Raw genomic sequence first — 21,086 nt, forward strand, 5'->3', positions numbered from 1 at the left:
GATAAACATAAAAATATCACGGACTGGCAAGGCGATGACGTCATAAACGTTGCCAGCGCGGGCCAGTGATCCAGGTCGATCGAAAAGAAGGGCGCGCCAGTCCGGCACGGTAGAGAGATAAGCATCCGCCACGCTGGAAGAAAGACCTGGCAGGTAGTGGGCTGTGCTCAGGGTTGTATCAGCGTATGCGAAGCGCCTGAGAAATTTTTCGCGAATGATCTGCCCGCCATCGGGCGCAGATGTGGCTGGGTATGTTCAAGCCGTAGCCGCTTCCCGTATCGATTTTTTCAGGCGCAAATAAGGCGAAAATCAGCATTTAGCCAGGCAAATTACTTGTTCTGATCAGTTTCCGGTTTCTTCAATACAATCAAAATATTGACCTGTATCAATAACCACATAAGAGTAATGGTTTCCCGTCTCGATTGCCCCTATAATCTCCGTCCCTTTTCATGTCTTAAGTTTAAGCTGGAGGATACATGGAGCTCAGCCGGAGGCAGTTCTTTCGAATCTGCGCGGGCGGTATGGCAGGAACCACTGTTGCATCTCTCGGATTTTTATCATCTTTTTCCGTTCATGCGGAAACACGTCAATACAAACTCTTAAAAGCAAAAGAGACGCGTAATAACTGTACTTACTGCTCTGTCGGCTGCGGCATGCTGATGTACAGCCTTGGCGATACGGCCAAAAACGTGAAAGAAAGCATTTACCATATTGAAGGCGACCCGGACCACCCGGTCAGTCGGGGGTCATTGTGTCCTAAAGGGGCAGGCGTGCTGGATTATATTCACAGCGAGACGCGCCTGCAGTATCCCGAATACCGTGCGCCAGGCTCAGATAAATGGGTGCGTATCAGTTGGGATGAGGCCATTAACCGGATTGCGCGGTTAATGAAAGATGACCGTGACGCGAACTTTGTCGAGAAAAATGCCCAGGGGCAGACCGTCAACCGTTGGACCACCACCGGTATGTTGTGCTCTTCGGCCGCCAGTAACGAAACCGGTATTCTCGACGGTAAATTCACCCGCAGCCTGGGGATGGTCGCCATCGATTGTCAGGCACGCCTGTGCCACGGGCCTACCGTCTCTGCGCTGGCACCGACCTTTGGTCGTGGTGCGATGACCAACAACTGGGTTGATATTAAAAATGCTAACGTGGTGCTGATCATGGGCGGTAACGCCGCAGAGGCACACCCGGTGGGTTTCAAATGGGTCGTTGAAGCACAAACGAAAAATGACGCCACGGTGGTGGTGGTCGATCCGCGCTTTAACCGTAGCGCCGCGGTGGCCGATCTTTATGCGCCTATCCGCGCGGGGTCAGACGCCGCCTTCCTGCTGGGCGTGATTCGCTATCTGCTGGAAAATGATCGCGTTCAACACGACTATGTGCGCCATTACACCAACGCCAGTCTGCTTATCCGCGACGACTATCAGTTCGAAGACGGCGTGTTCAGTGGCTATGACGCGAAAAAGCGCCAGTACGATAAATCGAGCTGGTTTTATCAGCTTGATGAGCAGGGCAATGCTCTGCGGGACGAGACACTAAGCCACCCGCGCTGTGTCTGGAACCTGCTGAAAAAACATGTCGAACGTTACACGCCGGAAATGGTCAACCGTCTGTGCGGTACATCGTTGGCCGATTTCAAACGCATTTGCGAGATCCTGGCCAGCACCAGCGTGCCGGATCGCACCGCGACGATTCTTTACGCGCTGGGCTGGACGCACCATACCGCCGGGGCGCAAATCATCCGTGCCGCGGCAATGTTGCAACTGCTGCTCGGGAATATCGGCATGGCGGGAGGCGGCGTCAACGCGCTTCGTGGTCACTCTAATATTCAGGGTTACACCGACCTTGGCCTGTTATCAACCAACCTGCCGGGCTATATGCCGCTGCCATCGGAAAAACAGCCGGACTACCAGACTTATATTTCACAAATTACCCCGCCTGCGCTGGGGGTGAACGAAGTCAACTACTGGCAAAACACACCGAAATTCTTTATCAGCATGATGAAAAGTTTCTGGGGTGAGCATGCGACGGCAGAGAACAACTGGGGCTACGACTGGCTGCCGAAATGGGATCGCCTCTATGATGTGATGACCCAGGCCGAGTTGATGCTGGAAGGGAAGATTAACGGCTATATCGTGCAAGGCTTTAACCCGCTGGCAGCGTTCCCGGATAAAAACAAATCCTCCCGCGCGCTCTCGAAGCTCAAATACATGGTGGTCATTGACCCGCTGGTGACGGAATCGTCAAATTTCTGGCAGCACCACGGGGAGATGAACGACGTCAATCCTGCGGACATCAAAACGGAAGTTTTCCGCCTGCCGTCATCCTGCTTTGCCGAAGAAAATGGTTCGATTGCCAACTCCGGGCGCTGGCTCCAGTGGCACTGGGCGGCGGCGGAGCCACCAGGCGAAGCGTTGCACGACGGTAAGATTCTTGGACGTTTGTTCATGCGCTTGCGTGAGCTTTACCAGCAGGAAGGGGGCGCAAACCCGGCACCGCTGATGAACATCAACTGGAACTATAAAGATCCGTACGATCCGCATCCGGAAGAGATTGCCCGGGAAGCGAACGGGATGGCGCTGGCCGATCTGTATGACGACAAAGGGCAGATGATTGCCAAAAAAGGCCAACAGCTCAGTAGCTTTGCCCAATTGCGTGATGACGGCACCACCAGCAGCTTTTGCTGGGTGTACTGCGGAAGCTGGACAGAGCAGGGCAACCAGATGGCTAACCGCGATAACAGCGATCCGTATGGTCTTGGCTGTACGCCAGGATGGGCGTGGTCGTGGCCGGCTAACCGTCGCATCCTCTATAACCGCGCTTCCGCCGATCCGTCAGGGAAACCGTGGGATGCCAAACGCGCGTTGCTGCACTGGGATGGTAAAAAGTGGAGCGGGATGGACGTGGCGGATTACAGCCAGGCCGCACCGGGCAGCAATGTCGGGCCGTTTATCATGAACCCGGAAGGGGTGGCGCGCCTGTTCTCTATCGACAAAATGAACGACGGGCCGTTCCCGGAACATTACGAACCGATTGAATCGCCGATTGGCACTAATCCGCTGCATCCGGCGGTGGTCTCCAGTCCGGTGGCGCGTATTTTCCATGACGATATCGCCAATATGGGTAAAGCGGACGCTTTCCCGTATGTCGCTACCACCTATTCTATCACCGAGCTGTTCCGCCACTGGACCAAACACGCGCGCCTCAACGCCATCGCGCAGCCCGATCAGTTCATCGAAATTGGCGAATCGCTGGCGCAGAAAAAGGGCATCGCGGCAGGCGATACGGTGAAAGTGAGTTCGAAACGCGGCTTTATCAAAGCCAAGGCGGTGGTGACGAAACGTCTGCAGACGCTGACCATAGACGGGAAGTCGGTGGATACCATCGGCATTCCTTGTCACTGGGGTTTTGAAGGGGCAACGCGCAAAGGCTTCCTTGCCAACACGCTGACGCCATCGGTCGGCGATGCCAACTCGCAAACGCCGGAGTACAAGGCGTTTCTGGTTAACATCGAGCGTGTGTAAAGGAGGGAACCTATGGCTATGCAATCACAAGATGTTATTAAACGTTCCGCGACCAATGGGTTGACGCCCCCTCCACAGGCACGGGATTTCCGTGCGGAAGTGGCAAAACTCATCGATGTCAGCGTCTGTATCGGCTGTAAAGGCTGCCAGGTCGCTTGCTCTGAATGGAACGACATTCGCGACGAGGTGGGCTACTGCAACGGTGTCTATGACAACCCGACCGATCTGAGCGCGAAGTCCTGGACGGTGATGCGTTTTAGCGAAACCACGCAGAACGACAAACTGGAATGGCTTATTCGCAAAGATGGCTGTATGCACTGTGCGGATCCGGGCTGCCTTAAAGCCTGCCCGTCTGCCGGCGCGATTGTTCAGTATGCCAACGGGATTGTGGATTTCCAGTCCGAGCATTGTATTGGCTGCGGCTACTGCATTGCCGGCTGCCCGTTCAACATCCCACGGCTGAACCCTGATGATAATCGCGTCTATAAATGTACGCTTTGCGTGGACAGAGTAAGCGTCGGGCAGGAGCCTGCATGTGTGAAAACGTGCCCGACCGGGGCGATTCAGTTTGGTACCAAACAAGAGATGCTCAACGTCGCAGAAAACCGCGTGGAGCAGCTTAAAAAACGCGGCTATGACAACGCGGGCGTCTATAACCCACAGGGCGTGGGCGGCACACATGTGATGTATGTTCTGCATCACGCGGACCAGCCAGCGCTCTATCACAACCTGCCGAACGATCCGCAGATTTCCACGCCGGTCAATTTATGGAAAGGCGTTCTCAAACCGCTCTCCGCAGCCGGGTTTATCGCCACCTTTGCCGGGCTGATTTACCACTATGTGGGAATAGGGCCGAACAAAGAGACGGATGATGACGAAGAGGAGAACGGTCATGAGTAAAAGCAAAATGATCCTGCGCACGAAGTTTATTGACCGCGCATGTCACTGGACGGTAGTGATCAGTTTCTTTCTGGTGTCGCTTTCCGGCATTGCGCTGTTTTTCCCCACCCTGCAATGGTTGACCGAAACGTTCGGAACGCCACAGGTCGGGCGCATATTGCATCCCTTCTTCGGCGTGCTGATATTCGTCCTGCTGATGTTCATGTTTGTCCGTTTTGTGCATCACAACATTCCCGATAAGCAGGATATTCCATGGGTAAAAGGGATTGTTGAGGTACTGAAAGGCAATGAACATAAAGTGGCGGATGTCGGGAAATATAATGCCGGCCAGAAGATGATGTTCTGGAGCATTATGAGTCTGATTTTTGTTCTGCTGGTCACCGGCGTCATTATCTGGCGACCTTATTTTGCCCATTATTTTTCCATCACCTTTGTCCGCTGGAGTTTATTAATCCACGCGACGGCCGCGATTGTGCTCATTCACGCCATTTTGATCCATATGTATATGGCGTTCTGGGTGAAGGGCTCCATTAAGGGCATGATTGAAGGCAAAGTCAGCCGCCGCTGGGCGAAGAAGCATCACCCGCGCTGGTATCGTGACGTTGAAGCTGCCGAAAAAGAGGCGCAAGAGAGCAAGCCCTTGTGACGTAATGGCGACCACCGCGCTGCGGTGGTCGCTGTTGTAAGACGTTGCGTTTTGCGTTGAGAAATAAACACGCCAGCGTTGCCATTTAAATGAATCAGGCTTATTTATTGTAGCGTGCTCCATACTGCCTCCATTAACTGGACAATATAAAGCAATCTTCCTCCGACACAATATCGATCGTGCTCAGGAGGAACCATGAATAAGCTTAATTACATTCTAAAATATGCCGAATATTTAATCAGAAAAACCAGGGTGTTTGTTACCCCGGATCTCTATTTTCACACGGCAGCGCTTAATAAAATTTCCGGAAGTCAGGCAGACCTGATCAATCCTGTGACATTGAGTGAGAAAATTTGTCACCGGCTGGTATTTGATCGTAACCCTTTTTATACATTATTAGCGGATAAACTCGCCGTCCGTGATTATGTACATGCAAAAACCAGGCGGGTTAAAACCATCCCATTGATTGGCGTCTACCACCGCGTTGACGATATTGATTTTAGTACGTTACCCAAACGCTTTGTTTTAAAATGCAACCATGACAGTGGAAGTACGGTAATTTGTAAAGATAAAGACAGGTTTGAGCCTGCGAAAGCATTGAACAAATTGAAGCTTGCGCTCAATAAAAACATGTATTACACCACCAGAGAGTGGCAGTACAAATCTATAACGCCGGTGATTCTCTGCGAAAAATATATCGATATTTTTTCTGGGGTGGTGAGAAAAAAGACGCCTGAAATGTTCAGAATACATTGCTTTCATGGGGTGGCGTGTTTTGTAGAGGCCGATTTTAGCGATGAAAGCGGCAACGAATACATCAATGTTTATGACAGGTCATGGAAGCTACAACCTTTTCAGATGGAATACCCAAACACACCGGATGCCGTTGAGGAGCCACGGTTATTCTATAAAGCCATTATTGCGGCTCAGGAGCTGGCTGATGAAATTGACTACTGTCGTGTCGACCTGATGCTGCAAGGGAATGACCTTTATTTTAGCGAAATAACATTAAGCCCTATGCGCGGGAAACTAAAGATCACGCCTGCAAGCTGGAATGCGAAATTAGGCGAGATGTGGGATCTGACGCTGTGTAAAAACAGGCTCCATTGAGCCTGCTTTACCGTATTATTGTTTTTCCTGACTGACAGGCCACGATATCTTAAAAATTGAGTGTTTTTCTTGGGTCTGGCAGTAAGTTGCATTCCCACCATGGGCGAGCATAATCGCTCTGACCACTGATAACCCTAATCCGCACCCCTCAGGGTTACTCTTTCTTGCCTGTTCTCCTCGCTGGAAAGGCTGGAATAACAGGCCCTGGCGTTCCTCAGGAATGCCTGGGCCGCTGTCTTCAACGAGAATGAAGTTTTCCTTCCCGGCAATGCCATTTTTTACCCGTAACGATCGTGACGACGCGTATTTTAATGCATTATCAAAAAGCACCGTCAGGCATTGCATAATACGCAGAGGATCACAGAAACACTGCTGGTGCTCAAGTTCAGTGGTGATAGTAAAGTGTGCGCGCTGAAATTCGGGTAAAAAGTTATCAAGCACACTCGTAATCGTTGCCTCAAGGTCAGTCTCACTGAGGGTTAGCGTATATCCGGCCCCACCATAAGAACTGACAACCCGCAGATCTTCGATTAAATGCGCCAGACCTTCGGTTTGCTTAAGCAGGTTCTGGAACAGGACGGGCGCTGGCTCGAACACACCGTCAACCAGTCCTTGCAATCTTCCTCGCAGAATCGTCACCGGCGTTCTAAGCTCGTGCGCGATAGCCGAATTCCATAAGTTCCGCTGAATATCCAGGGTCTGCAGTTTTTCTGCCATTTCGTTGAAATCGTTGACGAGATTATTCATCTCTCCCAACTGAGAGCTCGTACAGGTTGCCCTTGCGTCAAGGTTGCCCTGGGAAATTTGTTTCAGGCTATACGCGACCGCATTTAACGGCGTCAGAATTCTGGAGGACAATTTCACCGTAAAGAACAGCGAAACGACCAGACTGGTCAGCGAAGCTATCATGATCCACAGCCAGTCCACCATGGTCATTTCATCTTCATTTCCTGTCAGGGCCCCTCCAGGCAAATAGTAAATTAAAAAAGTATAAAATAAATAAGAGCCCAGTACGGCGATAGCGATAATAATGAAGGTGAGCGACAGCATATATGTCAATATTTGACGACTGAGAATAGGGTCTTTTTTCATTTATTCTCACCCAGGCGGTAACCCAACCCTCTGATACTTTCCGGGATCCCTTTCAGTCCCGCATTTTCCAGCTTTTTGCGCAGCTTGCTCATGTGGCTGTCTACGGTTCTGTCCAGTGAATCACCTTCTGGCAGGCAGGAATCAAGTAACTCTTCGCGTGAGCATACCTTTCGCGGATTTCTCGCCAGATAGGTGAGAAGTTTAAATTCAGTCGTCGTCAACACCGGCGTAACGACTTCATCCCTGACGTTTATTTCAATATAAAAATCATCAGGATAAATGGTCAGATACGCTGTTCTTATCGGCCTGGTATTAACGAGTTCTGTGTTCATTCGGGTTCTGCGCAGTACAGCCTCAACCCTTGCGATAACTTCCGAAGGATTAAACGGTTTTATGACATAATCGTCTGCCCCGAGCCTCAGCCCCATCAGTTTGTCGATGTCCTGATCGAGTGCCGTTACCATAATAACCGGTACGTTACTCTCTTTGCGCAAGGTCGTAAGAACATTCCATCCATCGTAAACAGGCAGATGGATATCAAGTAAAATGAGGTCTGGTTTATGCAGGCGAGTAAAATTTATGGCCTGCTCACCATCCCTGGCCCGAAAGGTTTTCATACCCGCGCGCTGCAAATAGCTTATCAGTATGTCGGCAATTTCATCGTCGTCTTCAGCAACAATGATCAGGTTGTCTTTGTTCATTTTATCTTCCACCAGTACCGATGATAGAAATTATTCTATCTAAAAATATCTTATGTCGTACTTGTTTAAAGGTTATTGAATACAATGTGCGTAAAGTCTGTTTGTCTGATATTACTCCTTGTTAGGGAAGGTGCGAACAAGTTCCTGATATGAGATCATCATATTCATCCGGAGCGCATCCCAGAGGGACATCATGAGCCATCAACTCACCTTCGCCGATAGTGAATTCAGCACTAAGCGCCGTCAGACCCGAAAAGAGATTTTCCTCTCCCGCATGGAGCAGATTCTGCCATGGCAGAATATGACCGCTGTCATCGAGCCGTTTTATCCCAAGGCGGGCAATGGCCGACGGCCCTATCCGCTGGAGACCATGCTGCGTATTCACTGCATGCAGCATTGGTACAACCTGAGCGACGGTGCCATGGAAGATGCCCTGTACGAAATCGCCTCCATGCGCCTGTTTGCCCGATTATCCCTGGATAGCGCCCTGCCGGATCGCACCACCATCATGAATTTCCGCCACCTGCTCGAGCAGCATCAACTGGCCCGTCAATTGTTCAAGACCATCAATCGCTGGCTGGCCGAAGCAGGCGTCATGATGACCCAAGGCACTTTGGTGGATGCCACCATCATTGAGGCACCCAGCTCTACCAAGAACAAAGAGCAGCAACGCGATCCGGAGATGCATCAGACCAAGAAAGGCAATCAGTGGCACTTTGGCATGAAGGCCCACATTGGTGTCGATGCCAAGAGTGGCCTGACCCACAGCCTAGTCACCACCGCGGCCAACGAGCATGACCTCAATCAGCTGGGTAATCTGCTTCATGGAGAGGAGCAATTTGTCTCAGCCGATGCCGGCTACCAAGGAGCGCCACAGCGCGAGGAGCTGGCCGAGGTGGATGTGGACTGGCTGATCGCCGAGCGTCCCGGCAAGGTAAAAACCTTGAAGCAGCATCCGCGCAAGAACAAAACGGCCATCAACATCGAATACATGAAAGCCAGCATCCGTGCCAAGGTGGAGCACCCGTTTCGCATCATCAAGCGGCAGTTCGGCTTCGTGAAAGCCAGATACAAGGGGCTGCTGAAAAACGATAACCAACTGGCGATGTTATTCACCCTGGCCAACCTGTTTCGGGTGGACCAAATGATACGTCAGTGGGAGAGATCTCAGTAAAAACCGGAAATAACGCCAGAAATGGTGGAAAAAATAGCCTAAATAGGCTGATTCGATGTGTTTGCGGGAAAAAAATCGGCCCAGATCCGCGAAATTTTAATCAGCGAGTCAGCTTGGGAAGAAATGACCTGCTTATTCGCACCTTCCTTAGGACTAATCTGACAGTTCCAATCCAAAAAAGTTGCATTCCTGTGCGCTTTTCCGCAAGAAATAAACTGCGTGAAGGTATCTCCACACTGGCTACACAATCCCGAAATAAACAATCAACAATCTGATGCAATCATTTCAACTGGAGAAATCAGGCAAGACGCCGAACGCTATTTATTTTCAAAATTTATAACGTTTAAAGCCAGAAATTTATGCGTAGTTGATGCACGTTAGATTGTGTCAGGGAAAGTAATATGAAAGACATTGAACGTATTTTTCAAAAGGTAATTTGGGATTCTTTTTTGTTTTTTCTGGTATCGTGCATATTACTGTTTCCGTGGTTGTTTGTTGCACACACTATTGAAGAAAAAGCAGATGTCGCGGTCATCTCTTTGCCCCTGGCGTTTACCTGTGTGGTCATCGCTTTTTTCTTTTTTATCATTCAAAAGAAACCAGGGGCATTAAGGGAGTTAGCCGTCATAACGTTCTATGTTATTGTTGTCTTTGTTTATACTATTCTGGTGTTCAATTTACTTCTCAATATGATGCCAGGGATGGATGATTTTATATTTTATTACGGATGTTTTTTAAGTGTCTTTTTCTTCGGTACGCCAGTGTATTTATTGATGCGGATGATGTGGACTTTTTTCACCATAAAGTAATTGTGTGATGCATAAAGGTACAGAGAAAGTCCGCCTCCACACTCTTTCCATAAACCTGTCATACGTGGTCAATATCGTTTTTTTATCATTGAAACACATCATTTATCACATGACTTTCCGCCGGGAAGGGTGAGGCAGGCTAGTGAATTTTTTAATTTTCCTGAACGTTATGTCAGTTGACTGGAATTATTTCTGATGCCGTACTTTTTTATTGAAAGACCTATATTTGCCTGGGTGGTTGCGCTGTTTATTGTTCTGACCGGCCTATTGTCTATCCCCCAACTGCCCGTAGCACAATATCCGGCGGTTGCACCGCCCGGTATTATCATCTCGCTCAGTTACCCCGGCGCCAGTCCGGATGTCATGAACACCTCTGTCGTTTCGCTTATTGAACGCGAGATCTCAGGCGTGGATAACTTACTGTATTTTGAATCGTCCAGTGATACCACCGGTATGGCATCTATTACGGTCACTTTCAGGCCGGGTACAGACATTAAACTCGCCCAGATGGACCTGCAAAACCAGATCAAGATTGTTGAGCCGCGTTTGCCACAGGCTGTGCGGCAAAATGGTATTAATATTGAGGCCGCTAATTCCGGATTTCTTATGATGGTGGGTTTAAAATCCCGCACCGGCGAATATCAGGAAGCGGATTTAAGCGATTATTTCGCCAGAAATTTGACGGATGAACTGCGACGTGTGCCGGGCGTCGGTAAAGTGCAGCTATTTGGCGGTGAGAAAGCGCTGCGGATCTGGCTTGATCCGATGAAATTACACGGTTACGGACTCTCTGTTACGGACGTATTAACCGCAGTGAGTCAGCAAAACGTGATTGTCTCTCCTGGCCGAACGGGAGACGAGCCAGCGGTCTCTGGTCAGGCCGTTACCTATCCGATAACCGTCAGGGGGCAACTCTCCTCTGTTGAGGCGTTTCGCAATATTACGCTTAAATCGGAGGTCTGCGGCGCTCGTCTGACCCTGGCCGATGTTGCCCGCGTTGAATCCGGGTTACAAAGCTATGCCTTTGGAATTCGTGAAAACGGTGTTCCGGCGACGGCTGCCGCTATCCAGCTTTCGCCCGGTGCAAATGCTATCAATACGGCATCCGGTGTCCGAGCGCGACTGGCTGAGCTGTCAGGCGTACTTCCTGAGGGAATGGAATTTACGGTTCCTTTTGATACAGCGCCTTTCGTTAAACTATCCATAATGAAGGTGCTGGAGACATTCGTTGAAGCGATGGTTCTGGTCTTCTTCGTCATGCTGCTTTTTCTGCATAAAATCCGCTGCACGCTGATCCCTGCCATCGTTGCGCCTGTGGCGCTGTTGGGGACCTTTACGGTGATGTTGTTAAGCGGTTTTTCCATCAACATTTTGACCATGTTTGGCATGGTGCTGGCAATCGGCATTATCGTTGATGACGCCATCGTTGTCGTAGAAAACGTTGAACGCCTGATGGAAAACAAGGCGCTCTCACCGAAGGAGGCAACGCGACAAGCGATGCATGAAATCACGCCGGCCATAATGGGTATTACGCTGGTGCTCACGGCGGTATTTATCCCGATGGCGTTTGCCGGAGGGTCTGTCGGGATTATTTACCGGCAGTTCTGTATCTCTATGGCGGTGTCTATTTTACTCTCTGCCTTTCTGGCACTAACGCTTACGCCAGCACTCTGCGCAACGTTATTAAAACCCCATCATCATACCTCGCATAGAGGCAGCGCATTTTCCGCGTGGTTCAACGGTCGTTTTTATGCGCTTACTTCGCTTTACGCCTCCGGCCTCGGATTTGTTCTGAAACGGACCGGACGAATGATGATGCTCTATGCTGCGTTGTGCATGGCGCTTTTTCTCGGTCTGGCTTCGTTACCCTCATCATTTTTACCGGATGAAGATCAAGGCTACTTTATGTCATCAATCCAGCTTCCCTCAGACGCGACGATGCAGCGTACGCTTAAGGTGGTGCAAAAATTTGAAGAGGAAATCGCCGGTCAACCGGCGGTCGAAAGCAACATTATGATTCTGGGATTTGGGTTTTCAGGCTCCGGCCAGAATTCAGCCATGGCGTTCACCACCCTTAAGGACTGGAAACAACGCGAAGGAATGAGCGCACAAGATCAGGCTGACGCTATTCAGTCAAGAATGGAGAGTGTGTCCGACGGGGTCACAATGAGTCTGCTTCCGCCGGCTATTTCTGATATGGGGACCTCATCCGGGTTCACGTATTATGTGCAAGACCGGGGAGGCAGGGGGTATCAGGCGTTAAAAAAGGCAGCGGATGAACTCGTCGTGCAGGCTAATAAAAACCCATATTTGACCGATGTTTACATTGATGGTCTTGCGGAGGGAGCAACGCTCGCCCTTAACATTGACAGGGAAAAAGCCGAAGCCATGGGGGTTTCGTTTGATGAGATTAATCAAACCCTTTCCGTCGCAACGGGATCAAGCTATGTCAATGATTACATCAATAATGGCCGGATTCAGCAGGTCATTGTCCAGGCTGATTCACCTTTCCGTATGCAGCCGGAACAGTTATTACGTTTATCGGTTAAAAACCGCCAGGGGCAGATGCTTCCGGTGTCCACGTTTGTAACGCTCTCCTGGAAGGTCGCGCCGCAGCAACTGAATCGCTATCAGGGCTATCCCGCCATTCGTATTACCGGAAATGCATCGTCCGGTGAATCCACAGGTACCGCAATGGCGGCAATGGAGGAACTTGCAAAAAACTTACCGTCAGGTTTTGCGGGCGAATGGGCAGGCAGTTCATTACAGGAAAAGGCATCAGCATCACAGCTTCCGGGGCTCATTGTTCTGTCGATGTTAGTGGTGTTTATGGTGCTCGCCGCGCTCTATGAAAGCTGGTCTGTTCCCTTTGCGGTGATGTTGGTTGTTCCGCTGGGTTTGCTCGGCGCCGTACTGGCGGTAACCGTTGCGAATATGACGAACGACGTCTTTTTTAAAGTCGGTCTGATAACCCTTATTGGGCTCTCTGCCAAGAACGCCATTCTGATTATTGAATTTGCGAGACAATTAATGCACCAGGGCAAAAACATCATCGAGGCGACACTCATTGCCTCCGGACAGCGTTTGCGCCCGATACTCATGACATCTTTAGCGTTCACATTAGGCGTGGTTCCCCTGATGCTTGCCAAAGGTGCAAGCGACAGCACTCAGCATGCTATAGGAACAGGGGTATTCGGAGGGATGATCAGCGCAACGTTACTGGCTATTTTCTTTGTTCCCGTATTTTTCGTCGTCATTGTCCGTTTTCTTGAAACGCGAAAATTCGGCCAGAATAAACCCCGAAACAGGTAATCTCCGCTATCGCTTCCAGCCAGTACCTTTGCGGTGGGCGGATGTGCCGAGCTTACTGCGCGAGGTCCTGTAGAGGTGTAATAGCAGAACCTGAAATCTAAGACTATTCTTAATTTCAGTCGTTGTGCTGGTTTACGCAGATGTAAACACAAGCACGGTATTGCGCACGCAGGTAGAGCTATGGCCCTGAAAGATGAGAGACTTTATTCGGAAATTTTAGAGCTCCTCCTCGCCGCGACGATCGAGCCTCAGGTGTGGTCCTGCGTGCTTGAAAAAATCGCCTTACTGGTAGGGCATCAATATGCCGCGTTACTTTTTTACGACAAAGGCAATGCGCAACTGCTGACGGATGCCCTGCTCTGTGAAGAAAAAGTATTTACCGCCTATCGTGATGTATTTTTGGCGCTGGATCCTGCTGAGAAAATATTGACCAGTGCCCCAGTGGGAAAGCTCTATCAGGACAGAGAGGTATTGGGAGATAAATTTATTGCCTCAAGCGTTTATTACAATGAATTTCATCGTCCTAACGATATGAATTATCTGACCAGCGTTAAATTAAGTGCCGTCAATGGTTATGCCTGTTTTTTATCGCTAATGACTGCTAACGGTGCGCTTTACCCACAACAATCGCATTTTGATCTTTTTAAGCGTCTTATACCTGCGTTAATTACAGCCACTCATCTTCATGCCCGATTTGAGTCACTGCGGGAAAATTTAAAATATCAGAACGCATTGCTTGATAATCATATTTATCCGGTATGGTTAGTGAACGGTGTGGGAAAAATACTCTATGCGAACCGTCATGCCGAACATTATCACGACAGGTACAGGGATAGCTGGGCAACCTGTCACGATACGCTGAATATCAATACCGACAGTAAAAAATTAAAGCAGGCTATTCGGCGTGCCACGTCAACCGATTCACTGCCAAAAGCGGGTCTGTGCTATACGACAGGAAGTAAGACGATGCCAGTGCTTGTGCTGCCTTCAGCGCAAATGGTCGGCGTTGCCAGCATTATCATTCCGTTACCCTTACTCAGCGGTACGCCGCTTATCGATCTCTTCGGGCTTACCCCCAGTGAAAATGCCCTGACAGGATTGCTGATTCGTGGAATGACGGCAGAAGAGTGCGCGCTCCATTTACGCGTCTCTATTGCTACGGTGCGAACGCATCTGAGCGCGCTGTTCAGAAAAACCAACACCCGTAACCAGTCTGAGCTGCTGTTGATTGCGAGAGCAGTTCACGGCTAATTTTTTATCCTCTCATCTAAATGAATGAGAGGATTTTTTCCAGCGGAAATTATACTCGGATTTAACAGGACAAGCGGCTATCTGCCTGGCCGGGCATTATTTCCTCAGCCACGGTTGTGTGCTGCTGTCTCCTTGTTAAGGAAAGTCATTGCAAATGGATGTGATTTTAAACATCTGTCTGTCGTCTATTGGCGAGGTTTTGACATGCTAAGATCTTCTCTCTTATTTATTGTACTGGCTATCGCATTTTTAAGTGCCTGTTCATCTGATAGCTATAATAACAGAGTCTATCATCCTAATTATCAAAAACTGGATGTGACGGATACCGGTCAAAAAGTGATTGTCTCTGAGCGTAATAACTCCAGATTTATTATTACTTATTTATACGATGAAAAAGGGTACTGCAGTAAATGCGCCGTTTATAAAGTCGCAGCGATGAATAAATCTGATCATCCATTTGATTTTGGCGTGCGTAATTTCGATGTGAAAAACGGCGCTACGCCCGTCATGCTTATGAGTTCAGCGGATGTCAGCAAGGTTCAGGATGATAAAATGAGCTCGCACAATACCTTCTCGATGATCTCGGGTCTTTTGATGGGCGTTGCGGCAGGTCTCGCAAAACAGCCCTCAGTGGCCAGTGATTATACCAACTCTCTTGAACAAACAACCCAGCAGATTCAAAACGAATCTGACTTTATTAATAACAAATTCTCTAATGAGTCTTTGAACGAAAAACGCATTGCTCCTGGCGAAGGCTATGGTGGGGTGATTATTGCTCAAAATCTTAATTTTGATTCACCACTCTTTTTTCATGTGGTAATTGATAACGAAGTCCACGATGTCGAATGGAATAAAACAAAATGAAGACATTATTGATTATTCTTAGCCTGTTTTTTTTGTGCGCGGCATCGACCTATGATGATCTCCTGAGTACGGGAAAAAAATACCAAACCCAGGAAGAAAAAAACAATATTGAAAAACATACTCTGGGGAAGTGTGCCGCCTGGATGAGTAAAACACCTGCGAGCGTGGAAAAGGTTAAAAGCAAAAAAAGTTGTCCCAACCCGACAGTGGCGTACGAAATCGCTACCGGGGTGGGCGATGAGCGTCAGGGTCTGGAAACCTCGCCGGAGTTACTAATTCAGACCCATGGTTCGTTGGCTGCCGCCATCGAAATGTCAAAAGTACAAATTGCCGAATATGACCGTTATGCAGCGTTACCGGAATCTGAGGTTCCCGCATGGGCCAGGGCGCTGGCCCGTCATGGCGCAGATGAATTCCGGCAAAAAATTATGCCAGCGTTAATGTGTCGTGCAGGCGTGGAAACGTCCGATCCTGGCGATGCGCTACCAGCGGAGTGTACACCCGAGCTAATGAAACAGTTGGCAAGTAATAAGGACAGCGGGAAGCAGAAGAAAAGTGTTCAGACCGATAAACCGAGTGATGAGGGTCTTGATTATACAGGCAAATCCTGCTCATGGTTCATTGTAAAGGACGCGGAGAGCTGCCAGTCGCGTGTCTGTTTCTATTCCGAGGGGCAGTCTGTTTCTTATGGTAAAAGAGCCTACCGTTGCCAGTCCGGGCGCTGGACGATGATACGCGACTGCACCCAGTCAACCAGTAAAAGCCGGGAGGGGGAGTGCGTAAAAGATATCCGACGTGATTTTGGCATACCCCAAAATAAAGAAACACCCGCGCAGAAGGTGCTTCTTGATGATTAGCGTGCGGTAGAGTCCGCCATTACAGGTAGTCACTGTCGGTTACCAATGCATATCGGTAATCCCTCTCATTTCAGACATTCATTACATCAGCAATGCGACCATCGCGATAAGCGCCGGTAGCGCTTGAACATAGAGGATTTTCTTGCTGGCGGTTGCTGCGCCAAACACCCCGGCTATCAATACGCATGCCAGGAAGAACAGTTTGACGGGAAACCCGGCGTCCCCCAGCCACAGACCCCACAGCAAACCGGCGGCTAAAAAGCCGTTATACAGTCCCTGATTGGCGGCCATCACGCGGGTGTCACGGGCAAAATCGGGGCTAAGGTTGAACGCCTTGCGGCCTGTTTTGGTATCCCACAAAAACATTTCAAGAACCAGAATGTAGACATGGATAGCGGCGACAAGCGCGATGAGGATGTTTGCTAACACAAGGAACCTTAACGGATAAGAGCAGGGTATCTGGAGTATAGATAACGGTATAAAAAAACGAAGAAAAATCCCTTCGTTTTATCGTGTGGATGCGGGCTAACGACTAAACACGGTTATTAACCCGCTCCGTTTTTAGCATAAAGGATATTTTTTAAACGCGGGCAGGGTCTCGCAGAAATCAGCAAGCCACGCAATGTGTTTGAAATCGCCAGCCAGTACGACATGTGGGATCATTGACTGAATAAATGTCCACACTACCGCGCTGGTGACGCAAACCTGATCGGGGCGCTGCGCGGCAGGGCGGCCTGCCAGCAGCGTCTCCCACTCCTGGCAGGCGGCTAACAACTGCTGTGTCACTCGCGCCACCCATGGCTGATGCTGCTTTTCTTCCGGTCTGAGATTGTGCTCATAAATGTGTTGCACCGCTTTTTCGCAGGCGGCCAGCACCACACCCAGCAGACGAAGGTCGTGTGCCAGCGCCTCCGGCTCTGCGGGGAATAATTTCTGCTCTGCGCCCGCCAGTGTCTCGAAATAGTACAAAATAAGCGTGGATTCCATTAACTGCACGCCGTTATCCAGCAGCAGCGTTGGCGCTTTGACCACCGGATTAATACGAGCGAACGCGTCAAATGAGCGAAAAACCGACAGCGGCATACTTTCAAATTCGATGCCATAGAGTTCCAGGGATACCGCAATACGCCTGACGTAAGGCGAGTCCATCATGCCAATGAGTTTCATCGTGATTCCTGCCCATTCCAGCAACAGCCGTTAATTGATTGACCGCGACACCTGTCACAGTGATGCCCCGGTGTAGAAGACGAAGAAACCTTACCGTATCTCGGGGGGGACGAATATCACGGGTTTCTTACCATATGTGTTAGTTTTGCTAACGTTTAACGTGGTTATCGTGTGTCCTGCAAATAACGTTAAAATTAACTGACCGAACATCATTGGCTTATCGCTTTAAAGTTATCTGCCGTTGATTTAAGAAAGCCTGTTTGGTAGTAACGTTAACGTATTGGATCCTGTGTTTGAGGAAAGCACGATGTCGGATTTCCCACCGATCGCCAGCCTGCGAAGTTTTGAGGCCGTTGCACGCCTGGGTAGCCTGACCCAGGCGGCAAAAGAGATGAACGTGACTCATTCTGCCATAAGTCAGCAAATCAAAATCCTTGAGGAGTTGGTGGGCGTAAAACTGTTTATCCGTCACGGGCGCGGGGTGCAGATTAGCGAAGAAGGACGGCTGTATGCGTTACAGATACGCGAGGCGTTAAATCACATTTCAGATGCCACCCGGCTGGTGCAGGTAAAGCCGCGCACGATGGAACTGACTCTGGCGACGGTGCCTTCTTTTGGCAATCACTGGTTAATGCCGCGCCTGATGCGGTTTCGCGAGAAATTTCCTCTCATATCGTTACGTTTACAGGTCAGTCTGACGGTTACCAGCCTGCAACAGCAAGGCATTGATATTGCGATCCGTATGGGGCAGGGCGACTGGGAAGGCATGGATAGCCGCTTTCTTTTTTCTGATGAGTTGATTGTCGTTGCGGCACCTGGCTATAACAATGGCAACTTACCCACCACGCCGCAAGAGGTGGCGAAGAGTCACATTATCTTTTCGACGGAGTCGTGGAAAAGCTGGTGCCTGAATGCCGGCCTGGAAAAAGAGATCGTGCCAGCGGGACTGCGGATCAACGATTCGAACCTGGTGCTTGAAGCCGTCCGGCTGGGCGCTGGCATTGCGCTTGAGCGCCGTTCTCTGGTCAGGGACGCTATCGCGCGGGGCGAACTGGTGCAGATAACCTCATTCTCGGCGCCTTATCCCTGGCACTACTGGCTGGTGACCTCTGCACAGACAGAGAAAGCGCGGGAAATCTCTCTTTTCATCGCCTGGCTGGATGAAGAGATAGCCCTGTGGCGCGAGCAGACGCCGTGAGGGCCAGATTCGCCAGGTGGCGGAGAATCCGCTATTATCCGCTCTCCCTTTTTCGCCGGGCAGCCTGATGTCTGAGATTATCGATACCTTTATTGCCCCGCCATGCCAGGAGGAAGTTACGATCCTTTGGCAAGACGAACATCTGCTCCTCATCAATAAACCCGCCGGGCTGCTTAGCCTCTCCGGGAAAAACCCGCAAAATCTCGACTCTGTGCATCACCGGCTGGTCAACCTATTCCCCGGCTGCACGCTGGTCCACCGCCTTGATTTTGGTACCTCCGGGCTGATGGTGGTGGCGCGCAACAAGGCGATCAATGCTGCACTCTGCCGCCAGTTCAGCCAGCGCACGGTGAACAAGGTCTACACTGCGTTGCTCTGCGGGCATTTGGCCAATGATGGCGGGGTGATCGACGCGCCGATCGCCAAAGATCCGGCGCTGTTTCCGCTGATGTCGATTTGCGCTGTTCACGGCAAACCCGCACGCTCACGCTACCGGGTCGTGGACCGTTTTTTTCAGGAAGGGGAAGACGGAACGTTACTGCCACTGACGCGGGTCGTACTGATTCCGGAGACCGGGCGCACCCATCAATTGCGCATTCACTGCCAGCATCTGGGCCATCCGATTCTGGGCTGTGACTTGTATGGCGGTCTGAGGCTACCGGGCACAGCGCGAACACCGCGAATGATGCTGCACGCCAGTGAATTGCATTTTGTCCATCCGGTCAGCGCAGAACCGATAAACGCCTGCCACGCCAGCCCGTTCTGAACAGTAGATACTGTGAACGTTGAGGGAGAGGGCCAGGGTGAGGGGGAAAATGCGGCTCTGGTGGTCATTCCGTTCACCTTATGTTCCTTGCTTTTCTGTCGCGACAGAACCCGTGAACGTGCCAGGGTGGCTCACCGCCACCACCCTGGCGACCCGGGCTCCCGGCCAGGAAAATCGCCGCTGGCGCGGTCCATGATGCTTATGTCGTCTGACTTTCGGGTCGGGGACCAGCCTGCGTCCTTGCAGGCTATCCCCTCCGCCCGCTTCCCTGCGGGCGGCCCCGGTCAGCCGCCAACGCCTCAGCGATTTTCAGCCGGACCCTGTCATCGCTGTCACTGTTTTATTCTTATTAAGCGGCGTTATCGCTGTAAAACGTAAGATTACCGGGGATTCCTCACCCCTGAGGGAGAGGGAGAAAACCGGTCGTAGATACTGTGAACATCTTCAACCCTTTTTAGTCATGGCTTACTCGTTTTCCCGCATGATAACCATAGCGACATCTTTGTCCCCCCTGGCGCAGAGCGTGCAGCGAGGGGGGTGAGTCCCCGCTGAAATCGGTGAGACGAAGACCCGATGACAAGGTCAGGCCGCCAGGGATGGCGGACTGAGGTTTGTCGAGACACGACGTCGAGTCAAACCGACCGCAGGCAGCGGGGCGGGAGGCGAACGCAGTGCGAAGCATCGATTTCTTTGCGGGGCCGCGGGGATTGTAAAGGGGAACGCGGTGTTCCCCTTTACCCGTTCACGTGTTCGAGGGTGACATTTCGCCATGAACATACGGTGAACGGAACCCACCTCCCGAGCCGCATTTTCCCCCTCACCCTGGCCCTCTCCCTCAAGGGAGAGGGGACCGATCGTGCTCGCATTTTTGTGGGGACTCCTCTCCCCCTCTACGATCGGGCACCGAACCTGTAGATCCGGATGAAGCGCCGGGAGGATGCCCGGCGCGGTACATAAGTGCGGTGGCAAAGGGGGATTAAATGCTGCGGATTACCACATCAAATCGTCAGGTATTTTGAAATCGGCGTACGGATCGTCTTCGTCCTGCACTTCTTCGCTCAACGCGCTGTTTAACACAATGTAACTCTCATCGCGCTGAGCAATTTTATCGGCGACGACGGCAGGGATGATCGCGTATTCGCTGTCGCCATTGCTGTTGGTTACCAGACGTGCAATGGCGAGGCGGCCATTGATCAGTTGTGTCTGCGTTGCCTTATCTACCACAACCTTTTTGATGAGGTTATTGTCGGTGAAGTTAAAATCGATATTGCCTTTGGCGATGACGATTCGGTTCATCTCAATAAGCTGCTTCACCTGCGCTTTATACTCTTTCGATAACGCCGCCTGCTTTTGTTGCTCGCTCAGCTGCTTATCACGCTCAAGTTGTGCCTTTTTGTTCTCTTCTACCGCCTCTCTTGCCTCACGAGCCTGAACGCGTGATTTCTTGGCCGTTCTCTGGACTTTGGCCATCTTTTTGCTGGTTACTAAACCTGCTTTCAGCATCTGCTCTTGTAAGGTGAGTTTTGTCATCGTCGTTTCTAACCTGGTAAAGAATTTGCGTGATTATAACGGTAATTATTGCGGATGTAACAGGTGTGGCCGTGACCGTGACGTTACGCGTCCTAAACCTGACGCTGGTATAAAGAAGGACGTAGCGGAATCAATTGTTACATTTATGTATCATGCTTCTGACTTGAAAACTCGTTACTCTC

Annotated in this window: 17 protein-coding genes; 12 read left to right on the plus strand and 5 right to left on the minus strand. The window is 50.5% G+C overall.

The window, feature by feature from the left end; translation table 11 throughout:
- The first annotated feature begins 476 nt into the window (after positions 1 to 476).
- The 4 genes from fdnG to AB182_RS10845 all read left to right on the plus strand — a co-directional run bounded on the left by fdnG (position 477) and on the right by AB182_RS10845 (position 6,183).
- Positions 477 to 3,527 carry a formate dehydrogenase-N subunit alpha gene (fdnG, locus tag AB182_RS10830; RefSeq protein WP_071845869.1) on the plus strand — a complete coding sequence of 1,017 codons (3,051 nt, stop codon included), beginning with the start codon at positions 477 to 479 and terminating at the stop codon, positions 3,525 to 3,527.
- A 12-nt stretch (positions 3,528 to 3,539) separates the two neighbouring features.
- Positions 3,540 to 4,427, plus strand: coding sequence for a formate dehydrogenase subunit beta (gene fdxH / locus AB182_RS10835; protein ID WP_047370086.1), 888 nt, complete (start codon positions 3,540 to 3,542; stop codon positions 4,425 to 4,427).
- Complete coding sequence (gene fdnI / locus AB182_RS10840; protein WP_047370087.1) at positions 4,420 to 5,073, plus strand: formate dehydrogenase-N subunit gamma; 654 nt, start codon at positions 4,420 to 4,422, stop codon at positions 5,071 to 5,073. Before fdxH ends, fdnI begins: the two co-directional genes overlap by 8 nt.
- Positions 5,074 to 5,268: 195 nt before the next feature.
- A complete protein-coding gene (locus tag AB182_RS10845; protein WP_047370088.1) occupies positions 5,269 to 6,183 on the plus strand; it encodes an ATP-grasp fold amidoligase family protein in 915 nt (304 codons plus the stop codon).
- 15 nt (positions 6,184 to 6,198) lie between these two features.
- Here AB182_RS10845 and AB182_RS10850 read toward each other — a convergent pair whose 3' ends face one another.
- Together AB182_RS10850 and AB182_RS10855 are read right to left on the minus strand one after the other, a co-directional pair.
- Complete coding sequence (locus tag AB182_RS10850) at positions 6,199 to 7,275, minus strand: sensor histidine kinase (protein ID WP_047370089.1); 1,077 nt, start codon at positions 7,273 to 7,275, stop codon at positions 6,199 to 6,201.
- On the minus strand, positions 7,272 to 7,976 hold the full coding sequence (locus AB182_RS10855; protein WP_047370090.1) for a response regulator: 705 nt from the start codon (positions 7,974 to 7,976) through the stop codon (positions 7,272 to 7,274). The genes AB182_RS10850 and AB182_RS10855 overlap by 4 nt, the downstream gene beginning before the upstream one ends.
- 193 nt (positions 7,977 to 8,169) lie before the next feature.
- Here AB182_RS10855 and AB182_RS10860 point away from each other — a divergent pair, with 193 nt between their 5' ends.
- The 6 genes from AB182_RS10860 to AB182_RS10885 all read left to right on the plus strand — a co-directional run bounded on the left by AB182_RS10860 (position 8,170) and on the right by AB182_RS10885 (position 16,243).
- The gene (locus AB182_RS10860) at positions 8,170 to 9,150 is read left to right on the plus strand and encodes an IS5-like element ISKpn26 family transposase (protein ID WP_000019441.1); all 981 of its coding nucleotides are present in this window, start codon (positions 8,170 to 8,172) and stop codon (positions 9,148 to 9,150) included.
- Between the two features lie 401 nt (positions 9,151 to 9,551).
- Positions 9,552 to 9,959 carry a colistin resistant protein CrrC gene (crrC, locus tag AB182_RS10865; protein WP_047370091.1) on the plus strand — a complete coding sequence of 136 codons (408 nt, stop codon included), beginning with the start codon at positions 9,552 to 9,554 and terminating at the stop codon, positions 9,957 to 9,959.
- Positions 9,960 to 10,154: 195 nt separating this feature from the next.
- Positions 10,155 to 13,271, plus strand: a complete 3,117-nt coding sequence (locus tag AB182_RS10870) for a multidrug efflux RND transporter permease subunit (RefSeq protein WP_047370092.1) — start codon at positions 10,155 to 10,157, stop codon at positions 13,269 to 13,271.
- A gap of 180 nt (positions 13,272 to 13,451) precedes the next feature.
- Positions 13,452 to 14,522 (plus strand): helix-turn-helix transcriptional regulator, encoded by a 1,071-nt coding sequence (locus AB182_RS10875; protein ID WP_047370093.1) that lies wholly within the window; start codon positions 13,452 to 13,454, stop codon positions 14,520 to 14,522.
- A 204-nt stretch (positions 14,523 to 14,726) separates the two neighbouring features.
- Positions 14,727 to 15,386 carry a hypothetical protein gene (locus AB182_RS10880; protein ID WP_047370094.1) on the plus strand — a complete coding sequence of 220 codons (660 nt, stop codon included), beginning with the start codon at positions 14,727 to 14,729 and terminating at the stop codon, positions 15,384 to 15,386.
- Positions 15,383 to 16,243 carry a hypothetical protein gene (locus tag AB182_RS10885; protein WP_047370095.1) on the plus strand — a complete coding sequence of 287 codons (861 nt, stop codon included), beginning with the start codon at positions 15,383 to 15,385 and terminating at the stop codon, positions 16,241 to 16,243. The genes AB182_RS10880 and AB182_RS10885 overlap by 4 nt, the downstream gene beginning before the upstream one ends.
- Before the next feature lie 81 nt (positions 16,244 to 16,324).
- On the opposite strand, the gene AB182_RS10890 is transcribed toward AB182_RS10885, so the two are convergent.
- Positions 16,325 to 16,672 (minus strand): DUF1304 domain-containing protein, encoded by a 348-nt coding sequence (locus AB182_RS10890; RefSeq protein WP_047370096.1) that lies wholly within the window; start codon positions 16,670 to 16,672, stop codon positions 16,325 to 16,327.
- A 132-nt stretch (positions 16,673 to 16,804) separates the two neighbouring features.
- Positions 16,805 to 17,410 (minus strand): glutathione S-transferase family protein, encoded by a 606-nt coding sequence (locus AB182_RS10895; RefSeq protein ID WP_047370097.1) that lies wholly within the window; start codon positions 17,408 to 17,410, stop codon positions 16,805 to 16,807.
- 307 nt (positions 17,411 to 17,717) lie between these two features.
- Between AB182_RS10895 and AB182_RS10900 the strand changes: the two genes are divergently transcribed.
- Positions 17,718 to 18,608 (plus strand): LysR substrate-binding domain-containing protein, encoded by an 891-nt coding sequence (locus AB182_RS10900; RefSeq protein WP_047370098.1) that lies wholly within the window; start codon positions 17,718 to 17,720, stop codon positions 18,606 to 18,608.
- A 67-nt stretch (positions 18,609 to 18,675) separates the two neighbouring features.
- Complete coding sequence (locus AB182_RS10905) at positions 18,676 to 19,374, plus strand: RluA family pseudouridine synthase (protein ID WP_047370099.1); 699 nt, start codon at positions 18,676 to 18,678, stop codon at positions 19,372 to 19,374.
- A 990-nt stretch (positions 19,375 to 20,364) separates the two neighbouring features.
- Here AB182_RS10905 and AB182_RS10910 read toward each other — a convergent pair.
- Positions 20,365 to 20,904, minus strand: a complete 540-nt coding sequence (locus AB182_RS10910; protein WP_047370100.1) for a DUF2058 domain-containing protein — start codon at positions 20,902 to 20,904, stop codon at positions 20,365 to 20,367.
- Between the last annotated feature and the right edge of the window lie 182 nt (positions 20,905 to 21,086).

It is taken from the genome of Phytobacter ursingii, from assembly GCF_001022135.1.
In the GTDB taxonomy this organism is placed as follows: Bacteria; Pseudomonadota; Gammaproteobacteria; order Enterobacterales; family Enterobacteriaceae; genus Phytobacter; species Phytobacter ursingii.